The sequence below is a fragment of the Pantoea jilinensis genome, assembly GCF_019104105.1.
GTDB classification, from domain to species: domain Bacteria; phylum Pseudomonadota; class Gammaproteobacteria; order Enterobacterales; family Enterobacteriaceae; genus Pantoea; species Pantoea eucalypti.
Map to the genome: position 1 here is coordinate 3,666,426 of NZ_CP077746.1, position 17,542 is coordinate 3,683,967.

Sequence of the window (17,542 nt, forward strand, 5' to 3'; positions counted from 1 at the left end):
AGCGAGAGCGTTGTAGCAATGAAAAAACAAGCACGCCTGTTTAGCGCATTAGCCCTGAGTATTGGGATGAGTCTTGCCGCCGCGCCAGACGCGATGGCAACGCTGCCAGCACAAATTGCGGGCCAGCCGCTGCCGAGTCTGGCGCCGATGCTGGAGAAAGTGTTACCCGCCGTGGTCAGTGTTCACGTGGAAGGCACCGATTCAGGTGCACAGGCTCAGGATATTCCTGAACCGCTTAAGCGCTTTTTCGGCCAGATGCCTGGCGGGAATAGCCAGCCTCAACCGTTTGAAGGTCTGGGATCTGGCGTCATTATTGATGCCGCCAAAGGTTACGTACTGACCAACAATCATGTGGTTAACGGTGCTGATAAGATCAGCGTACAGCTTGGCGACGGCAGCGAATATGACGCCAAACTGATCGGCCATGATGAGCAGACCGATATCGCGCTGATTCAGATTCAGGGCGCGAAAAACCTTACGCAGGTGAAAGTTGCGGATTCTGATCAGCTGAAAGTGGGCGACTTCGCGGTGGCGATCGGTAACCCGTTTGGTCTGGGACAGACCGCCACGTCCGGGATTATCTCTGCGCTGGGCCGTAGCGGCCTGAACCTGGAAGGGCTGGAAAACTTTATTCAGACCGATGCTGCGATTAACCGCGGTAACTCAGGCGGTGCGCTGGTCAATCTTAACGGCGAGCTGATCGGTATCAATACCGCTATTCTCGCCTCCAGCGGCGGAAACATCGGTATCGGCTTCGCCATTCCTAGTGATATGGCGATGAACCTCGCGCAGCAGCTGATCAAGTTCGGTGAAGTGAAGCGTGGTCAGCTGGGTATTAAAGGCACTGAAATGACGGCCGATATGGCTAAGGCCTTTAATGTCGATGCGCAGCGCGGTGCCTTTGTTTCTGAAGTCTTACCGCAGTCTGCCGCACAGAAAGCGGGCGTGAAGTCAGGCGATATTATTACGTCCATCAACGATAAGCCGATTACCAGCTTCGCTGAGTTGCGCGTAAAAGTCGGCACCACACCGCCAGGCGAACAGGTCAAACTCGGCCTGCTGCGTGAAGGGAAACCGTTAACGGTTACCGTCACGCTGGAGCAGAGCGCCCAGACTACCGCGAGCGCACAGCTGATGTCCCCTGCGCTTCAGGGCGCAACCCTGAGTGATGGACAGACGAAAACCGGGGATAAAGGCGTGAAGGTCGATACCATCGAGAAAGGCACACCCGCTGAGCAGGTGGGTCTGCAGAAAGATGATGTGATTATCGGTGTTAACCGCAACCGGGTTCAGACCATTGCTGAAATGCGTAAAATACTGGAGGGTAAACCGCCGGTGCTGGCTCTGAATGTAGTGCGTGGCGATGAAAGTATCTATCTGTTGTTGAGATAAACCTCGCATTACGGCGGACACAAGCACGTGTGTGTCCGCCGCTCTCATGCTATTCTCCCCTGCGATCTCCCCTGGCGTGATTTAACACCATGTTTCTTAAACTCTTGCGTGCCGTGGTGCTGGGCCTGATTGTGGCGGGTATTTTGCTCGCAGCACTGCCTGCACTGCGTATGGGCAGCGACGCCCTTTATAACCACGAAAATATTACCGACGAAACGCCCTTTAGCTTCAATCAAGGGGTGCGACGCGCCGTGCCTGCTGTCGTGAACGTTTACAATCGCAGCGCCCACACCAACAACAATCGTGGGATCACTACCCTGGGTTCAGGGGTGATCATGAATGTTAAAGGCTACATCCTTACCAACAAGCATGTTATCAACAATGCTGATCAGATCATCGTGGCGCTGCAGGATGGCCGCTTCTTTGAAGCGACGCTGGTGGGTTCCGATGGAATGACCGACCTGGCGGTTCTCAAGATTACGGCCTCCGGCCTGCCGGTTATCCCGATTAATCCAAACCGTCAGCCGCACATTGGTGATGTGGTGATGGCGATCGGCAATCCTTACAACCTCGGTCAGACGGTGACGCAGGGCATTATCAGCGCCACGGGCCGCGTAGGTCTGAGTTCGTCAGGCCGACAGAACTTCCTGCAGACCGATGCCTCAATCAACCAGGGTAACTCCGGCGGTGCGCTGATTAACTCGCTCGGCGAGCTGATGGGTATTAATACCCTGACCTTTGATAAGAGCAATGATGGTGAAACACCGGAAGGAATTGGTTTCGCCATTCCAACGGTCTTAGCCTCAAAAATCATGGATAAGCTGATTCGTGATGGTCGGGTCATCCGCGGCTATATCGGCATTACCGGGCGTGAGTTACCGCCGCTGCATGGACAGGGCAGCAATCTGGATCGGGTTCAGGGCATCATTGTCAGTGTGGTCACACCAGACGGGCCCGCAGATAAAGCCGGGATTCAGGCCAATGATGTGCTGCTCAGTGTAAACGGCAAGCCGGCCATCTCCGCACAGGAGACGATGGATCAGGTGGCAGAAATTCGCCCGGGTTCAGTGATTGAGGTGCAGGTGCTGCGCAACGATCAGAAACTGACGCTGCCGGTGACCATTCAGGAATTTCCGGACAATAGTAACTAGCTAAAACCGGAGCCAGGTCAGGGATGGCCCAGCTGATCGAAAAGAAGGCCGCCATCCATGGCGGTCGGCCTCGCCATCCTGGCTCGGACGCTTTGCTCTTCATCCGGGCCAACCCTTCCCCACTATTCCGTCACCGTTTGTGAATAACCGATTAGCAGCGATCCACCGGAAACGCGATCACGTCACTCAATGACTCCGCTTTCAACGCCAGCATGATCAGACGATCAACACCCAGCGCGACCCCCGAACAGGCTGGCATACCATGCGCCAGTGCATCCAGCAGATAAGTATCAATGGGATGTACAGGCAGGCCACGCGCCGCACGGCGACGGTTATCCTGCTCGAAGCGCTGACGCTGCTCACGGCTATCGGTCAGTTCACGAAAACCGTTCGCCAGCTCAATGCCCTTGTAATAGACCTCGAAGCGCTCAGCCACACGGTGATCTTCAGTACTGATCTCCGCCAGTGCTGCCTGGCTGGCCGGGAAATGATAAACGAAGCAGGGTTTATCCTGACCAATCTTCGGCTCCACGCCCAGCATAAACAGCAGCATCAGTAAGGTATCGCGATCTTCTTCTGCGCGCGCCAGCTCGCCTTCACCCAGCTTCTCAGCCGCTTCACGTAACTGCGCTTTATCCGCAGACAGCGGGTCCAGCTCCAGATGACGGATAAACGCCTGCTGATAAGAGAGCGACTCTGCGCTGTCACACTCCAGCACCTGCTGCATCAGATCGTCGACTTCATTCATCAGGCGGTACATGTCGTAATGCGGACGATACCACTCCAGCATGGTGAATTCGGGGTTGTGGTGACGTCCCGCCTCTTCATTGCGGAAGCTGCGCGCCATCTGGTAAATCGGGCCACTGCCTGCCGCCAGCAGGCGCTTCATATGATATTCCGGGCTGGTCATCAGCCAGAGATCGCGCCCCTGCGCCGCGCCAGGCCCGACAAAACGCGTCTGGAATGGCACCAGATGGATATCGGTAATCGTTGCCTGACTCATCGCCGGCGTATCCACTTCCAGCACGCCGCGATCGGCAAAGAAACGACGCACTTCAGCTAAAATAGCGGCGCGTTTTAACAAATTGGCGATGGATGCGCTTGGTTGCCAGCTTGCCGTTTCGCTCATGGTGATGACTCCTGATACAAATTAGGGTGGGAAGTCTACCTGCAATGCATGTGGCAAACAATCTCGCGCCTATGCTGCCAATAACAGCGTTTCAGCTTCTATACTTAAGCGGTTAAATCACAAAGGAATCCCACTATGTCTCCATGGAAAACAGTTGTTGCCAGCCTGAGTGCTTTTCTCTCAGTCGCCTGCAGTACCACGCCGCCAAAAAACGTCACGGTCATAGATAACTTCGACAGCCAGCGCTACCTTGGTCAGTGGTATGAGATTGCCCGCCTTAATCACCCTTTTGAGCGCGGCCTTGAACAGGTAACGGCAAACTACAGCCCACGTGATGATGGCGGTCTGAAAGTGATCAATCGTGGCTACAACGTTAAAAAGCAGCGCTGGCAGGAGAGCGTGGGCAAAGCCTATTTCACTGGTGAGCCACAGCGTGCATCCCTGAAGGTCTCTTTCTTTGGCCCCTTCTACGGCGGCTACAACGTTATCGCACTGGATCCCGATTATCGCTATGCGATGGTGTGCGGCCCGAATCGCCACTATCTCTGGATACTGTCACGCACACCGCAGCTGGAGCCGGGCGTCAAAGAGAAACTGGTTGAACAGGCACGTCAGAACGGTTTCCCGGTGGAAGAGTTAATCTGGGTAAAACAGAAATAGTGCAAAAGCTGGCAAGCCGGTACGAAAAGCATTTCGTACCGGTTGGAATAACAGGTTACTTCGTGCTGTTCTGAATCGCCTGGCCACCCGCTTCGACATCTTCACCGACGCCACGTGTTGTATTACACGCCGTCAGCAGAGAAGAGAGCACCAGTACAGAGAAGATTGCGGCAATACTTTTCTTTAACATAACAATGTCCTTTTTGATGGATGTAAAGTACAGCGCTTTAAGCATAGCCGGATTTACGGCAGTTGCTGCTGGCGGGACTCTAAAAAAGACAATCCGTTAGGTCATTTTGCCGCACGGGAAATGGCACCACCTAAGTGGGAGACGTCTTCGCCAAAACCGTGGAATGTGTTGCAGGCGCTTAACGCAGAAGAGACCAGCAACGCGAACGCGATTAATTTTGCCAGCTTGATCATTTTTTTCTCTCAGACAAGAAAAAGGCGCATCCGAAGATGCGCCTGCGAATCTTATTTCACGCGTGACACGTATTCGCCAGAGCGGGTGTCAACTTTGACCACTTCGCCCTCTTGCACGAACAATGGCACTTTCACCACGGCGCCGGTAGACAGCTTGGCTGGCTTGCCGCCAGTACCCGCAGTATCACCTTTCAGGCCGGGATCGGTTTCGATAACTTCAGCTTCGATAAAGTTCGGCGGCTGAACGGCGATCGGGCGACCGTTCCACAGCGTAACGATACACTCAGCGTTATCCTGCAGCCATTTCGCTGCATCGTTTACCGTTTTCTCTTCAACCTGGAACTGCTCAAAGCTTTCCGGGTGCATGAAGTGATAGAACTCACCGTCGTTGTACAGGTAGTTCAGGTTGGTATCTACAACGTCTGCGCCTTCGGCGGAGTCGGTAGATTTAAAAGTTTTCTCAACGCGAGAACCCGTCAGCAGGCGACGCATTTTAACGCGTGCGAATGCCTGACCTTTACCCGGTTTAACGAACTCACTGGATTCAATGGCATACGGCTCGCCTTCGAACATGATTTTAAGACCGGGACGGAAATCGTTGCTAGAATAAGTCGCCATGAAGGCCCTCTACGAAAATTGACACTGGTACTAAGCCAAAAAAATGGCACACATTGTAACCCTAAAAACACCTTCCAGAGAAGATTGGTTGCAGCAACTTGCGGATGTTGTCACCGAACCTGATGAATTACTGCGGATTTTAGCCCTGGATCAGCACACCGAGCTGGCTGAAGGTGCGGATGCGCGGCGTCTTTTCGCCTTACGGGTACCGCATGCGTTCATCCGCCGGATGAAAAAAGGCGATGCGCACGACCCACTGCTGCTTCAGGTACTGACCCGTCGCCAGGAATTCATCGATGCGCCAGGTTATAGCACCGATCCGCTCGATGAACAAAGCAACGTTGTGCCTGGATTGCTGCATAAATACCGAAACCGGGCATTATTGCTGGTAAAAGGCGGTTGTGCCGTTAACTGCCGCTACTGCTTCCGCCGTCATTTTCCCTATCAGGATAATCCCGGCAATAAGCGTAGCTGGCAGGCTGCACTGGACTATATCGCCGAACATCCCGAGCTGGATGAGATCATTTTTTCCGGCGGCGATCCTCTGATGGCCAAAGATCATGAGCTCGCCTGGCTGATCGCCGCGCTGGAACAGATCCCGCATCTCAAACGTCTGCGCATTCACAGCCGCTTACCGGTCGTTATACCAGCGCGTATTACCGATCAGCTCTGTCAGATGCTAAGCGATACCCGTCTGCAGGTGATTATGGTGACGCATATTAACCATGCGCAGGAGATTGATGAGGCGCTGCGTGAGTCGATGACCAGGCTGAAGCGTGCCGGTGTGACCCTGCTGAATCAGAGCGTGCTGCTGCGTGGCATCAATGATAATGCCCAGACGCTGGCTACTCTGAGCAATGCGCTGTTTGATGCCGGTATTCTGCCCTACTATCTGCACGTGCTGGACAAAGTCCAGGGCGCCGCGCATTTCTTTGTCTCAGACGACGAGGCACGCCAGCTGGTTCGGTCCCTGCTCTCACAGGTCTCCGGCTATCTGGTGCCAAAGCTGGCGCGTGAAATTGGCGGTGAGCCGAGTAAAACACCGTTAGATTTGCAGTTACGTCAGGAATAAAAACGGCCAGCGCAAGGCTGGCCGGTTGAATACGGTAGGATGCCCGACTCACATTATGGGCACTTATAAACCTGGCCAGTCATTTTGCTGTCGAGTGGCGCGAACGCGGACAACAGATTCTGCGTCGGGCTGGTGGCACCATAAATCACGTTGCCGCCCATCTCGGCTGCACGATTGCGCAGATCATTGGCCGCACCACGCAGTGCGCTGGTTTCACCGCCTGCACCGCTCAGCCAGTTGCTCTGTGAGCCGGTGATATTGCCCAGAAGCTGACAGTTATTGCCAGGCTGCTGATCGGTAAACGTCACACGCTGCCCCGCTGAAGAGAGTTGCGTAGAGCTGCTGCAGCCCGCCAGCAATAACGCGCCAGCCGTCAGTCCGAGCAAGAGGTTAATCCGCATTGTAATCCCCATTTATTATCATCAGAGTCGGGTGGCAGCGTAGCAGAAAAAGATCTCTTTTTTCTGAACATTCATTGCCTTAATCCCGTTATATCATCTTCATATTTCATACTGTATTCAGGCCAGCAGAGTGGCGCGTCCCGGTAACTTACGATAATAAGTCCATCCGGCGAGGCGGCAGCAGTCAGCATGCAGACAGCGGAAAATATCAAGAGGAAAGACGAACGATTGCGACACTACTTATACTATTTTCCCGCCCAAAAGAAAAACCCCCGACCGTTTCCGATCGGGGGTTCTGTGATGACTTAAGCAGTCAACGGCAATTACATCATGCCGCCCATACCGCCCATGCCACCCATACCGCCAGCGCCGCCGCCTAAATCAGGTGCGTCGCCTTTAGGCAGGTCAGTGACCATACATTCGGTGGTGATCATCAGACCTGCAACTGAGGCCGCGTACTGCAGAGCAGAACGGGTCACTTTGGTTGGGTCCAGGATACCGAAGTCGATCATGTTGCCATACTCTTCAGTCTGCGCGTTGTAACCGTAGTTACCGTCGCCCGCTTTCACGTTGTTAGCAACAACAGATGGCTCTTCACCGGCGTTAGACACGATCTGACGCAGTGGAGATTCCATCGCGCGCAGCGCAACTTTGATACCGACGTTCTGATCTTCGTTCTGACCACGCAGATCCGCCAGCTGTGCTGCAACGCGAACCAGCGCCACACCACCACCTGCAACCACGCCTTCTTCTACAGCAGCACGGGTTGCGTGCAGCGCATCTTCAACGCGGGCTTTCTTCTCTTTCATTTCAACTTCAGTTGCTGCGCCTACTTTCAGAACGGCTACGCCGCCTGCCAGTTTCGCTACGCGCTCCTGCAGTTTTTCTTTGTCGTAGTCAGAGGTTGCTTCTTCGATCTGCTGACGAATCTGGGTGACACGGCCCTGGATTGTCGCTTCTTCACCCACACCGTCGATGATGGTGGTGGTGTCTTTGTTGATCACAACGCGTTTAGCCTGGCCCAGATCTTCCAGAGCCGCTTTTTCCAGCTCCATACCGATTTCTTCAGAGATCACGGTACCACCGGTCAGGATAGCGATATCCTGCAGCATCGCTTTACGACGGTCGCCGAAGCCTGGTGCTTTCACAGCAGCCACTTTCACGATGCCACGCATGGTGTTAACCACCAGCGTTGCCAGCGCTTCGCCTTCAACATCTTCCGCGATGATCAGCAGTGGTTTGCCTGCTTTCGCAACGGCTTCCAGCACTGGCAGCATTTCACGGATGTTAGAAATTTTCTTGTCAGCCAGCAGGATGAACGGAGATTCCAGTTCAATCGCACCGGTTTCTGGCTTGTTGATGAAGTAAGGAGAGAGGTAGCCGCGATCAAACTGCATACCTTCAACCACATCCAGCTCATCCTGCAGGCCGGTGCCTTCTTCAACGGTGATCACGCCTTCTTTACCGACTTTTTCCATCGCCTGAGCAATCAGCTGGCCTACGGTTTCATCGGAGTTAGCAGAGATCGTACCCACCTGCGCAATGGCTTTAGAGTCTGAGCAAGGCACAGACAGCGCTTTCAGTTTCTCAACTGCAGCGATAACCGCCTGGTCGATACCGCGCTTCAGATCCATCGGGTTCATACCCGCTGCGACCGCTTTCAGGCCTTCGGTGATGATAGACTGAGCCAGTACGGTTGCAGTGGTGGTACCGTCGCCTGCAGCGTCGTTCGCTTTAGAGGCCACTTCTTTCACCATCTGCGCGCCCATGTTCTCGAACTTGTCTTCCAGCTCGATTTCACGTGCCACAGAAACACCATCTTTAGTGATGGTCGGTGCACCAAAAGATTTATCCAGAACCACGTTACGGCCTTTCGGGCCCAGGGTAACTTTTACTGCATCTGCCAGTACGTTCACGCCACGCAGCATTTTTACGCGTGCGTCATTACCGAATTTTACGTCTTTAGCTGCCATCTTTAAATATCCCTTAAATTCGTTTCGTTCAGTGAATTACGCGTAAAAATTACGCTTCAACAACGGCCAGAATGTCGCTCTCAGAGATGATAAGCACCTCTTCGTTGTCGATTTTCTCGGTTTTAGCACCGTAACCTTCATTGAAGATCACGACGTCACCAACCTTCACGTCCAGCGGCTTAACGTCGCCACTCTCAAGGATGCGACCATTGCCGACAGCCAGAACTTCACCACGGGTGGATTTACCGGCTGCAGAACCGGTCAGCACGATGCCGCCAGCTGATTTAGCTTCAACTTCTTTACGCTTGACGATGACGCGATCGTGCAATGGACGAATTTTCATTTGATAGCTCTCCTTTGAGAAGTCCAATCATTCAGTTTTGGGGTTGAACACCGGGCTGCATGGCTTCCGGCCTCGTGACCAGAGAGATAGGGCCGCCACCACCCACTTTCAAGGGGGCGGACAACAAATTTTTTTATCCGGATGTGATAAGTGGTGACTTTTTAAACAGATGATGGGGTAAATAAAAAACGCAACCCGGAGGTTGCGCTTTCAGAGGCTTAAACTGCGGTTAACGATCCTTGTGATCGTCATGGTGCTCAAGGCGATCGCTATTTTTACGCTCGAACTCGCCATCCATGGTATAGCCGCTGTCAGGGCCAGCACCCGGTCCGCGCCAGACGCGCAGATGGGGCATCAGTTTCAGCGTCAGATGCTTCTGCACCGGTGGCAGCAATAGCAACAGACCCAGCAGATCAGTGAAGAAGCCAGGCAACAGCAGCAGGAAGCCCGCGATGATCAGTGACACGCTTTTTATCATCTCACTGGCCGGGCTTTCATTACGCGCCAGCTTCTCCTGCATCAGCATAAAGTTCTTCATGCCCTGATTTTTGACCAGCGACACTCCGATGCACGAGGTGAACACCACCAGAAGCATGGTAAGCAGCACGCCCATGACGTGTGCCACCTGAATGAAGAGTGAAATCTCAATCCAGGCCAGAATAAAAAAGACTAATAACGGTATCCAGCGCACCGTACTCTCCTGTAAGTAGGGGCTGAACGGCAGCGTGCCGGTCAGCAGAAAGCATTCATCCTGAGGATGATAAGAAAAGAGATGGGCACCCGCGCCGCCATTTTCAACCGATCGTATCAAATTTATCCTGCGGGGTTAATTTTGTAACCAACTTCACATATCGTTAACCAGACTGCAGCATTAAGTGATCTGCATGCGTGCTTTTCTTAAGCATCAGAATATGATCGCACACGCCCCTTTGAAGACGGATAATATGTCGGCACGGGCACACCACGACAAAATAAACACATCCTTTGTGATGGTTAGCGGCAACAATAAGAAGGTTATCATGGCGAACAACATTCGTATCGAAGAAGACCTGTTAGGCATGCGCGAAGTTCCGGCGGATGCCTACTATGGCGTTCATACTCTGCGTGCGATTGAGAACTTTTATATCAGCAACAGCAAAATCAGTGACATTCCTGAATTTGTCCGTGGCATGGTGATGGTCAAAAAAGCAGCGGCGATGGCCAATAAAGAGCTGCAGACTATTCCGCGCAACATTGCCGATACCATCATTAAAGCCTGCGACGAAGTGCTGAACAACGGCCGCTGTATGGACCAGTTCCCTGTTGATGTCTATCAGGGCGGTGCCGGAACCTCGGTCAACATGAACACCAATGAGGTGCTGGCGAACATCGGCCTGGAGCTGATGGGCCATCAGAAAGGGGAATATCAGTACCTCAACCCCAACGATCATGTGAACAAATGCCAGTCTACCAACGACGCCTATCCAACCGGTTTCCGCATCGCGGTCTACAGCTCTCTGCTGAAACTGCTTGATGGCATCAGCCAGCTGGCCGAAGGCTTCCAGCACAAAGCTGATGAATTCCAGACCATCCTGAAAATGGGCCGCACCCAGCTACAGGATGCCGTGCCGATGACTCTCGGTCAGGAGTTTCACGCGTTCAGCGTACTGCTGAACGAAGAAACCAAAAGTATTCTGCGCACCGCTGAACTGCTGCTGGAAGTGAACCTGGGCGCGACTGCCATCGGTACCCGTCTCAATACGCCGGATGGCTATCAGCATCTGGCTGTACAGCGTCTGGCGGAAGTCAGCAACCTGCCAGTAGTACCGGCGGAAGATCTGATTGAAGCCACCTCTGACTGCGGCGCTTATGTGATGGTCCATTCGTCACTCAAACGTCTGGCCGTGAAGCTCTCCAAAATCTGTAACGACCTGCGCCTGCTCTCATCCGGTCCGCGCGCGGGTCTGAACGAAATCAACCTGCCAGAGCTGCAGGCGGGCTCCTCCATCATGCCAGCCAAGGTCAATCCGGTGGTGCCGGAAGTGGTAAACCAGGTTTGCTTTAAAGTGATTGGCAATGACATCACCGTCACGATGGCCTCTGAAGCGGGCCAGCTGCAGCTCAACGTGATGGAGCCAGTTATTGGCCAGGCGCTGTTTGAGTCAATCAGCATCCTGACTAACGCCTGCTACAACCTGCTGGAGAAGTGCGTCAACGGCATTACCGCCAACCGCGCGGTGTGCGAAGCCTATGTCTTTAACTCGATTGGTATCGTCACTTACCTCAACCCTTACATCGGCCACCACAATGGCGACATCGTCGGCAAAATCTGTGCGGAAACCGGTAAAAGCGTGCGCGAGGTCGTGCTGGAGCGTGGTCTGCTGACGGAAAGTGAACTGGACGATATCTTCTCGGTACAGAACCTGATGTACCCGGTTTATAAAGCCAAACGTTATACCGATGAAAACGAACAGTAAGGCTTAACCGACGCTGGTTAACCAAAGGCACACCGCGATCAAAACGGTGTGCCTTTTTTTTTGGTACACAGCACACCCCGGTTTTACCGATTTAATGTTCAGGAGTGATTCATGTTTGTGGTTGAGCTGATTATCGTCTTGATGGCGATCTGGTTGGGCGCACGTCTTGGCGGCATTGGCATTGGCTTTGCTGGCGGGATGGGCGTGTTGATCCTGACGCTGGGATTTGGCATGGCACCCGGCGCTATCCCGTTCGATGTGATTGAAATCATCATGGCGGTGATCGCGGCTATCGCTGCGATGCAGGTGGCCGGCGGCATGGATTATCTCGTCAGCCTGGCTGAACGCCTGCTGCGGCGTCATCCGCGCCATGTCACGCTGCTGGCCCCGCTGGTCACCTACCTGATGACGCTGCTGGCCGGTACGGGTCATACTGCGTTCTCGACGCTGCCAGTGATTGCGGAAGTGGCGAAGGAGCAAGGCGTACGCCCTTCCCGGCCGCTATCGATTGCAGTAGTGGCTTCACAAATAGCGATTACTGCGTCACCGATTTCAGCCGCCGTGGTCTTCTTCGCCACACTGCTTGAACCGCGCGGTATCGGCTATATCACCCTGCTGGCGATTGCCATCCCCTCAACCATGGTGGGTCTCTTCCTGGCCGCGCTGGTGACTAACTTCTTGGGCCGTGAGCTGAAAGATGATGAGGTTTATCAGGCCCGCCTCGCCAAAGGCGAAGTCACGCTGCGCGGCGCCAGCCGTTACCAGGCAAAACCGGGCGCGAAAAAATCGGTGCTGCTGTTTCTGACGGGCATTGTGGCTGTGGTGCTCTATGCCACCGCAACCAGCGGCAGCGTCGGGTTGATCGTCAATCCACCGCTGCCGCGCAATGAAGCGATTGTGGTGTTTATGCTGACCATCGCCACACTCATCAGCCTGACCTGCAAACTCGACACCAGTGAGATCCTCAGTGCCAGCACCTTTAAATCCGGCATGAGCGCCTGTATCTGCGTAATGGGCGTCGCCTGGCTGGGTGATACCTTTGTAAAAGCGCATCTGGCCGAGATTCAGATGCTGGCTGGTGATACGCTAAAAACCTATCCATGGATGCTGGCACTGGTGCTCTTCTTCGCCTCGATGCTGCTCTATTCGCAGGCCGCCACCACCAAAGCCCTGATGCCCGCCGCGCTGCTGCTGGGCGTGACGCCGCTGACGGCCATCGCCTCCTTCGCCGCGGTTTCGGCGCTGTTTGTGCTGCCGACCTACCCGACCCTGCTGGCCGCCGTTGAGATGGATGACACGGGCTCAACCCGGATTGGCAAGTTTGTCTTTAACCATGCCTTTATCATTCCCGGAGTAATTGCCATTGCGCTGTCGGTGCTCTCTGGCTTCGTCTTCGGTGGGTTGCTGTTATAGCCCGCTCATCGTGTTACGGATGGAGCGTGCTATCATCGCCGCTCTTTTAAACAGGAGTCTCAGGATGAATGCTGTCGTTATCCTCTGCACTGCGCCTGATCAGGCCACGGCAGACCATCTTGCCGCCTTAGCGCTGGAGGCCGGACTGGCAGCTTGCGTGACACTGCTGCCGGGTGCCACATCCTGGTATCTCTGGCAGGGCAAAATGGAGAAGAGCAGCGAAATCCAGATGCTGCTGAAGTGCGACAGCGATCATCAGCAGGCGCTGTGTGAATTGCTTAAAGAAGCACACCCTTACGATGTCCCCGAATTGCTGGCGCTGCCGGTTCAACATGGAGATAGTGAATACTTGTCATGGCTGCACGCATCTCTCGCTTAATTACGCTTCTGCTGACGCTGTTTATCTGTCTGCAGGCGCACGCATCCCTCTTTTCTAATCCGGCGACCAGCCGCTTTGTGCCCGTTGATCAGGCGTTTACGTTTGACTTCGACCAGCAGGGCGCTCAGCTTAATCTGCACTGGAAAGTGAAATCGGGCTATTACCTCTATCGCCAGCAAATCCACATCACGCCGCAGAACGCGACCCTCGCGCCGCTGACGCTACCGGCTGGTCAGCCGCATGAGGATGAATTCTTTGGCAAAAGTGAGATCTATCCGCAGGACCTGACGCTGCCTGTGATACTGCAACAGGCGGGCACCGGTGCCACACTCAGCGTGACATATCAGGGTTGTGCCGCCGCCGGGTTCTGTTATCCCCCCGAGACGCGCAGCGTACCGGTGAGTGCGGTAGCAGCCAGCAGCGCACCTGCGCCGGTCAGTGCACAGCCCACGCCCGCTAATCCGCTGCCCTTTTCCCCGCTCTGGGCGCTGCTGATCGGCATCGGCGTGGCATTTACGCCCTGTGTGCTGCCGATGTATCCGCTGATCTCCGGCATTATCCTGGGCGGAAATCGCCACTATTCGCTGGGCCGGCTATTTGCGCTGGCGATGGTTTATGTTCAGGGAATGGCGCTGACCTATACGCTGCTGGGCCTGGTGGTCGCGGCCGCGGGCCTGCGCTTCCAGGCCGCGTTGCAGCACCCATATGTGCTGTTGACGCTCTCCGTGCTGTTTATCGTGCTGGCCCTGTCGATGTTCGGCCTGTTTACGCTGCAACTGCCCTCGAGCCTGCAAACCCGTCTGACACTGTGGAGCAATCGTCAGCAGGGGGGATCGCTGCCCGGCGTCTTTCTGATGGGCGCGCTGGCCGGCTTGATCTGCTCGCCCTGCACCACTGCCCCGCTTAGCGCTATTTTGCTTTATATCGCGCAGAGCGGAAATCTTTGGGCCGGTGCCGGGACGCTGTGGCTCTACGCGGTCGGCATGGGATTACCGCTGATCGCTGTAACCCTGTCTGGAAATCGACTGCTGCCGAAAAGCGGTCCGTGGATGCAAACCGTCAAAGAGGGCTTTGGTTTTGTCATCCTGGCGTTGCCAGTCTTCCTGCTTGAGCGGGTACTGGGCGACGTGTGGGGATTGCGACTCTGGAGTCTGCTTGGCGTGGCGTTCTTTGGCTGGGCGTTCAGCGTCAGCCTGCGTGCCAGCAGCGGTAAGTGGCGCGTGGTGCAGATTGTCATGCTGGCTGCGGCGTTAATCAGCGCACGTCCGTTACAGGACTGGGCATTTGGCGGTCAGGCGGTACAGCATGCTGTGGCACCGCTGCCGTTCCAGCCCCTCCAGACGCCGCAACAACTCGCTAGCGCGCTGCAGCAGGCACATGGTCGCATCACTATGGTCGATCTCTACGCAGACTGGTGCGTCGCCTGCAAGGAGTTTGAAAAATATACCTTTAGTGATAGCGCCGTGCGCGATAGCCTGAGCAAGGTACAGCTACTACAGGCTAACGTCACAGCCAACAGCGCCAGCGACAACGCGCTGTTGCAGCACCTTAGGGTGCTGGGCTTACCGACCATTTTGTTCTTTGATGCGCAGGGCCGTGAAATCCCCGACTCGCGCATCACCGGGTTTCTCAATGCCGCCGATTTCCAGGCGCATTTGCAGAAACTTACCCCATAAACAACACTGGACAGGTCATTGCCCGGCGAAATTGCCGGGCCTGCATACCAGAGGAGAGTCACTTGCAGCGTGAACAGATACTCGAGCATGCATTGAATGTGCTTGAACAGAACGGCCTCGCCGCCACCCTCTCATTGGAAACCCTGGCGGGAGAGACTGAATTAACGCTTGATCGGCTTCAGCAGTTCTGGCCCGATCGCGACGCGCTGCTTTATGATGCGCTCCGCTATCACGGCCAGCAGATTGAAACCTGGCGCCGTCAGATTCTGCTGGATGAATCTCTGTCGCCGGATCAGAAACTGATGGCACGCTATGAAGTCCTGAGTGAGCAGGTCAGCAAAGGCCGTTTCCCGGGCTGCCTGTTTATCGCCGCCTGTAGCTTCTACCCTCAGCCCGATCAGCCCATCCATCAACTGGCCGAGCAGCAGAAACGCGGCTCATGGCAGTTCACCCATGACATTCTGGTGCAACAGGAGCTGGATAACCCAGGTATGGTGGCCGATCAGATGGAACTGATCCTTGAAGGTTGTCTGAGCAGGCTACTGGTGAAGCGTAATGTGCAGGATGTCGCCACCGCTCAGCGGCTGGCGGAGGATGTCTACAGCATCGCGCTGTGCCGCAAAAATGGCGCGCTGGCCTGAGGTTTTACCCGCTTTGACTGAAATTCAGGCAATCAGTCACGTTTCCTGGGGTTTTTTAGTGAAAGCCGTTGACGACCCGCGGCCTTTACGGTTTAATGCGCCCCGTTGCCCGAATAGCTCAGTCGGTAGAGCAGGGGATTGAAAATCCCCGTGTCCCTGGTTCGATTCCGGGTTCGGGCACCAAAATTTAAAGAAACCCGCCTCTGGCGGGTTTTTTTCGTTCTGAAGCGCCAGATTCTACACCTCAGCAATACTTTTTATGCCACTCATCTCCGCTAATGCCGATCCGCATTTCGTGCCTGACTCCGTTTGATGGTCAGTGATCTCTGGTGGTGGGTCAGATCGCCCGCCATATTTCTTTGGGTAAACGGATGAATTAACGAGTTTCTCCCGCGCTTACTCTTTAGCGGTCTGTTTAATTGCCGCATAGCGGGCTATCAATTGTTTCAGGTGCATCTCCAGTTGAACTCTGGCTGTGACAGGTAACGGTAAAACGGCAGGATTTGCGGACAACTCGCGCAGTTGCTCCTCAGCCGGTATGGATCGATTAAATGACTGCATTGAGGAAAAGACCACTGACTTCAGCTCACTCACCGTCATATATTTTCCCTTCTTCTCATCCAGCCCGTTTAGCCTGTCACTCAATTTCTGTAGCGTCGTCATCCCCTCATGCCAGCCATTCAGGCGATCTGTCGGAATTGCTGCAGCATTAAGCTGTTGCTGCCAGTGCAATGCCATAGATGTTGCCTGCTCTGGCCACAGTACCCTGGCCTGCTCAATCAACAGACGGCTATAGTCAATATTCCAGTCAGCAGGTAATTCATCCAGCCGGGCAAGCTGCTGCTGCGTCTGAGTGAGGAGTTCCTCGGGTAGTGGAGACTGCTGGCGTAATTGCGCCAGTTTGTCAGGCGCAAGAACTGCAGGTAATGGTGCCAGCGAGGCGGCAAGCTGAACCCTCAACGGGGAAGGCCGTTGAATAAGGTGCCAGCTCCACAATGCGGCAGCGCTTATCAGCAGCATGGTACACATCCCGGCCATAAAGGATTTCCACTGTTTCACCGGCGTGGGCACTGTCGCCAGCACATCCACATTCGGCTGCGGTTCCGGCTGCGCAACGTACACCCACTTCACTGTGCCGCCTGGCGTCTGGATATCTTCAGGCGAACCATCCGTATGCTCTCTGGTGGATGCGGCAGCCGCATTCGTCACGGAAGCTGGCGACACAATACCAGACTGATTTTTTAACCCTGAACAGGTTGTATCATCACTGTTTTCCAGCCGGACAGCACTGTTGTGCAGCAGTGTTCGCAGGGTATCAAGCTGGCTCAGATGCTTAAGCTCCAGACGCTGTAATACTTCTCCCAGCCGGGTAAGTTTTTGCTCTGCATGATAAAGCTGGCTGAGGTCGCTGTAATTCAGCGGGATCATACGCATCAGTTGATGCAGACGCTGACTCAGACTGCTGAGAATTTCCATACGAGCATGGACAGGCTGAGGCCATAGCGCACCCCACTGGTGACTTATCAGGGCTTCCAGTATCGCCAGCCCTTCATTGAGACCGAATAATCCGGTTAGCTGCGTGCGGGCCAGCGTATACCAGGCCACTGTCTGTAGCTCCACTCCATTTTGTTCAAACAGCGAGAGGCAAAGTTTTTCGACATAATGCCAGTTAACATCAGGACGCGCCGGATGTGTCAGCTTACTCAGTTCATCGCGAAGGGCGGCGTAATCCGATAGCGTACGCGGATCGCCACCGGTTTTAATTTTACGTTGGGTGATGTCATTCATGACAGGTTGTCCATTTGACGGATCTGA

18 protein-coding genes and 1 tRNA gene are annotated in these 17,542 nt (G+C 54.6%); 10 read left to right on the top strand and 9 right to left on the bottom strand.

All coding sequences use genetic code 11. The features are described 5' to 3' along the window. The first annotated feature begins 18 nt into the window (after positions 1-18). Together degQ and degS are read left to right on the top strand one after the other, a co-directional pair. Entirely contained in the window at positions 19-1,392 is a 1,374-nt protein-coding gene (gene degQ, locus KTJ90_RS17280) for a serine endoprotease DegQ (protein WP_008925399.1), read from the top strand. A gap of 89 nt (positions 1,393-1,481) precedes the next feature. Then, complete coding sequence (gene degS / locus KTJ90_RS17285; RefSeq protein ID WP_003848295.1) at positions 1,482-2,543, top strand: outer membrane-stress sensor serine endopeptidase DegS; 1,062 nt, start codon at positions 1,482-1,484, stop codon at positions 2,541-2,543. Positions 2,544-2,694: 151 nt separating this feature from the next. Here the strand turns inward: degS and epmA are convergent, their stop codons facing one another. Continuing rightward, positions 2,695-3,672 (bottom strand): elongation factor P--(R)-beta-lysine ligase, encoded by a 978-nt coding sequence (gene epmA, locus KTJ90_RS17290; RefSeq protein WP_008925398.1) that lies wholly within the window; start codon positions 3,670-3,672, stop codon positions 2,695-2,697. A gap of 135 nt (positions 3,673-3,807) precedes the next feature. Between epmA and KTJ90_RS17295 the strand changes: the two genes are divergently transcribed. Further along, complete coding sequence (locus KTJ90_RS17295) at positions 3,808-4,332, top strand: lipocalin family protein (protein ID WP_039658952.1); 525 nt, start codon at positions 3,808-3,810, stop codon at positions 4,330-4,332. Between the two features lie 55 nt (positions 4,333-4,387). Here the strand turns inward: KTJ90_RS17295 and KTJ90_RS17300 are convergent, their stop codons facing one another. From KTJ90_RS17300 to efp, 3 genes are all read right to left on the bottom strand, one after another. Next, positions 4,388-4,522 carry an entericidin A/B family lipoprotein gene (locus KTJ90_RS17300; protein ID WP_003848302.1) on the bottom strand — a complete coding sequence of 45 codons (135 nt, stop codon included), beginning with the start codon at positions 4,520-4,522 and terminating at the stop codon, positions 4,388-4,390. A gap of 101 nt (positions 4,523-4,623) precedes the next feature. Continuing rightward, complete coding sequence (locus KTJ90_RS17305; RefSeq protein WP_003848306.1) at positions 4,624-4,755, bottom strand: entericidin A/B family lipoprotein; 132 nt, start codon at positions 4,753-4,755, stop codon at positions 4,624-4,626. A 51-nt stretch (positions 4,756-4,806) separates the two neighbouring features. Next, the gene (efp, locus tag KTJ90_RS17310) at positions 4,807-5,373 is read right to left on the bottom strand and encodes an elongation factor P (RefSeq protein ID WP_008925396.1); all 567 of its coding nucleotides are present in this window, start codon (positions 5,371-5,373) and stop codon (positions 4,807-4,809) included. A 43-nt stretch (positions 5,374-5,416) separates the two neighbouring features. On the opposite strand from efp, the gene epmB reads away from it, so the two are divergent. Continuing rightward, positions 5,417-6,445 (top strand): EF-P beta-lysylation protein EpmB, encoded by a 1,029-nt coding sequence (gene epmB / locus KTJ90_RS17315; protein WP_078804852.1) that lies wholly within the window; start codon positions 5,417-5,419, stop codon positions 6,443-6,445. Between the two features lie 53 nt (positions 6,446-6,498). Here the strand turns inward: epmB and KTJ90_RS17320 are convergent, their stop codons facing one another. The 4 genes from KTJ90_RS17320 to KTJ90_RS17335 all read right to left on the bottom strand — a co-directional run bounded on the left by KTJ90_RS17320 (position 6,499) and on the right by KTJ90_RS17335 (position 9,853). Further along, positions 6,499-6,846: a DUF4156 domain-containing protein gene (locus KTJ90_RS17320; protein WP_008925394.1), complete on the bottom strand. Its 348-nt coding sequence runs from the start codon at positions 6,844-6,846 to the stop codon at positions 6,499-6,501. A 323-nt stretch (positions 6,847-7,169) separates the two neighbouring features. Beyond that, positions 7,170-8,819 carry a chaperonin GroEL gene (gene groL / locus KTJ90_RS17325; protein WP_003848314.1) on the bottom strand — a complete coding sequence of 550 codons (1,650 nt, stop codon included), beginning with the start codon at positions 8,817-8,819 and terminating at the stop codon, positions 7,170-7,172. Positions 8,820-8,868: 49 nt separating this feature from the next. After that, a complete protein-coding gene (locus KTJ90_RS17330) occupies positions 8,869-9,162 on the bottom strand; it encodes a co-chaperone GroES (RefSeq protein WP_003848316.1) in 294 nt (97 codons plus the stop codon). 229 nt (positions 9,163-9,391) lie between these two features. After that, positions 9,392-9,853 carry an FxsA family protein gene (locus KTJ90_RS17335; protein ID WP_181405311.1) on the bottom strand — a complete coding sequence of 154 codons (462 nt, stop codon included), beginning with the start codon at positions 9,851-9,853 and terminating at the stop codon, positions 9,392-9,394. A gap of 328 nt (positions 9,854-10,181) precedes the next feature. Between KTJ90_RS17335 and aspA the strand changes: the two genes are divergently transcribed. The 6 genes from aspA to KTJ90_RS17365 all read left to right on the top strand — a co-directional run bounded on the left by aspA (position 10,182) and on the right by KTJ90_RS17365 (position 15,910). Beyond that, a complete protein-coding gene (gene aspA / locus KTJ90_RS17340) occupies positions 10,182-11,618 on the top strand; it encodes an aspartate ammonia-lyase (protein WP_003848319.1) in 1,437 nt (478 codons plus the stop codon). Between the two features lie 111 nt (positions 11,619-11,729). Further along, on the top strand, positions 11,730-13,031 hold the full coding sequence (locus tag KTJ90_RS17345; protein ID WP_140033734.1) for an anaerobic C4-dicarboxylate transporter: 1,302 nt from the start codon (positions 11,730-11,732) through the stop codon (positions 13,029-13,031). A gap of 64 nt (positions 13,032-13,095) precedes the next feature. Continuing rightward, entirely contained in the window at positions 13,096-13,410 is a 315-nt protein-coding gene (cutA, locus tag KTJ90_RS17350) for a divalent-cation tolerance protein CutA (RefSeq protein ID WP_499025574.1), read from the top strand. Next, entirely contained in the window at positions 13,386-15,086 is a 1,701-nt protein-coding gene (locus tag KTJ90_RS17355) for a protein-disulfide reductase DsbD (protein WP_499025576.1), read from the top strand. Before cutA ends, KTJ90_RS17355 begins: the two co-directional genes overlap by 25 nt. A gap of 62 nt (positions 15,087-15,148) precedes the next feature. Continuing rightward, the gene (dicD, locus tag KTJ90_RS17360; RefSeq protein WP_003848326.1) at positions 15,149-15,727 is read left to right on the top strand and encodes a division control transcriptional repressor DicD; all 579 of its coding nucleotides are present in this window, start codon (positions 15,149-15,151) and stop codon (positions 15,725-15,727) included. Between the two features lie 107 nt (positions 15,728-15,834). Then, positions 15,835-15,910, top strand: a tRNA-Phe gene (locus KTJ90_RS17365). Between the two features lie 213 nt (positions 15,911-16,123). Here the strand turns inward: KTJ90_RS17365 and KTJ90_RS17370 are convergent. Then, the gene (locus tag KTJ90_RS17370; protein ID WP_499025578.1) at positions 16,124-17,515 is read right to left on the bottom strand and encodes a VasL domain-containing protein; all 1,392 of its coding nucleotides are present in this window, start codon (positions 17,513-17,515) and stop codon (positions 16,124-16,126) included. Positions 17,516-17,542 lie beyond the last annotated feature (27 nt).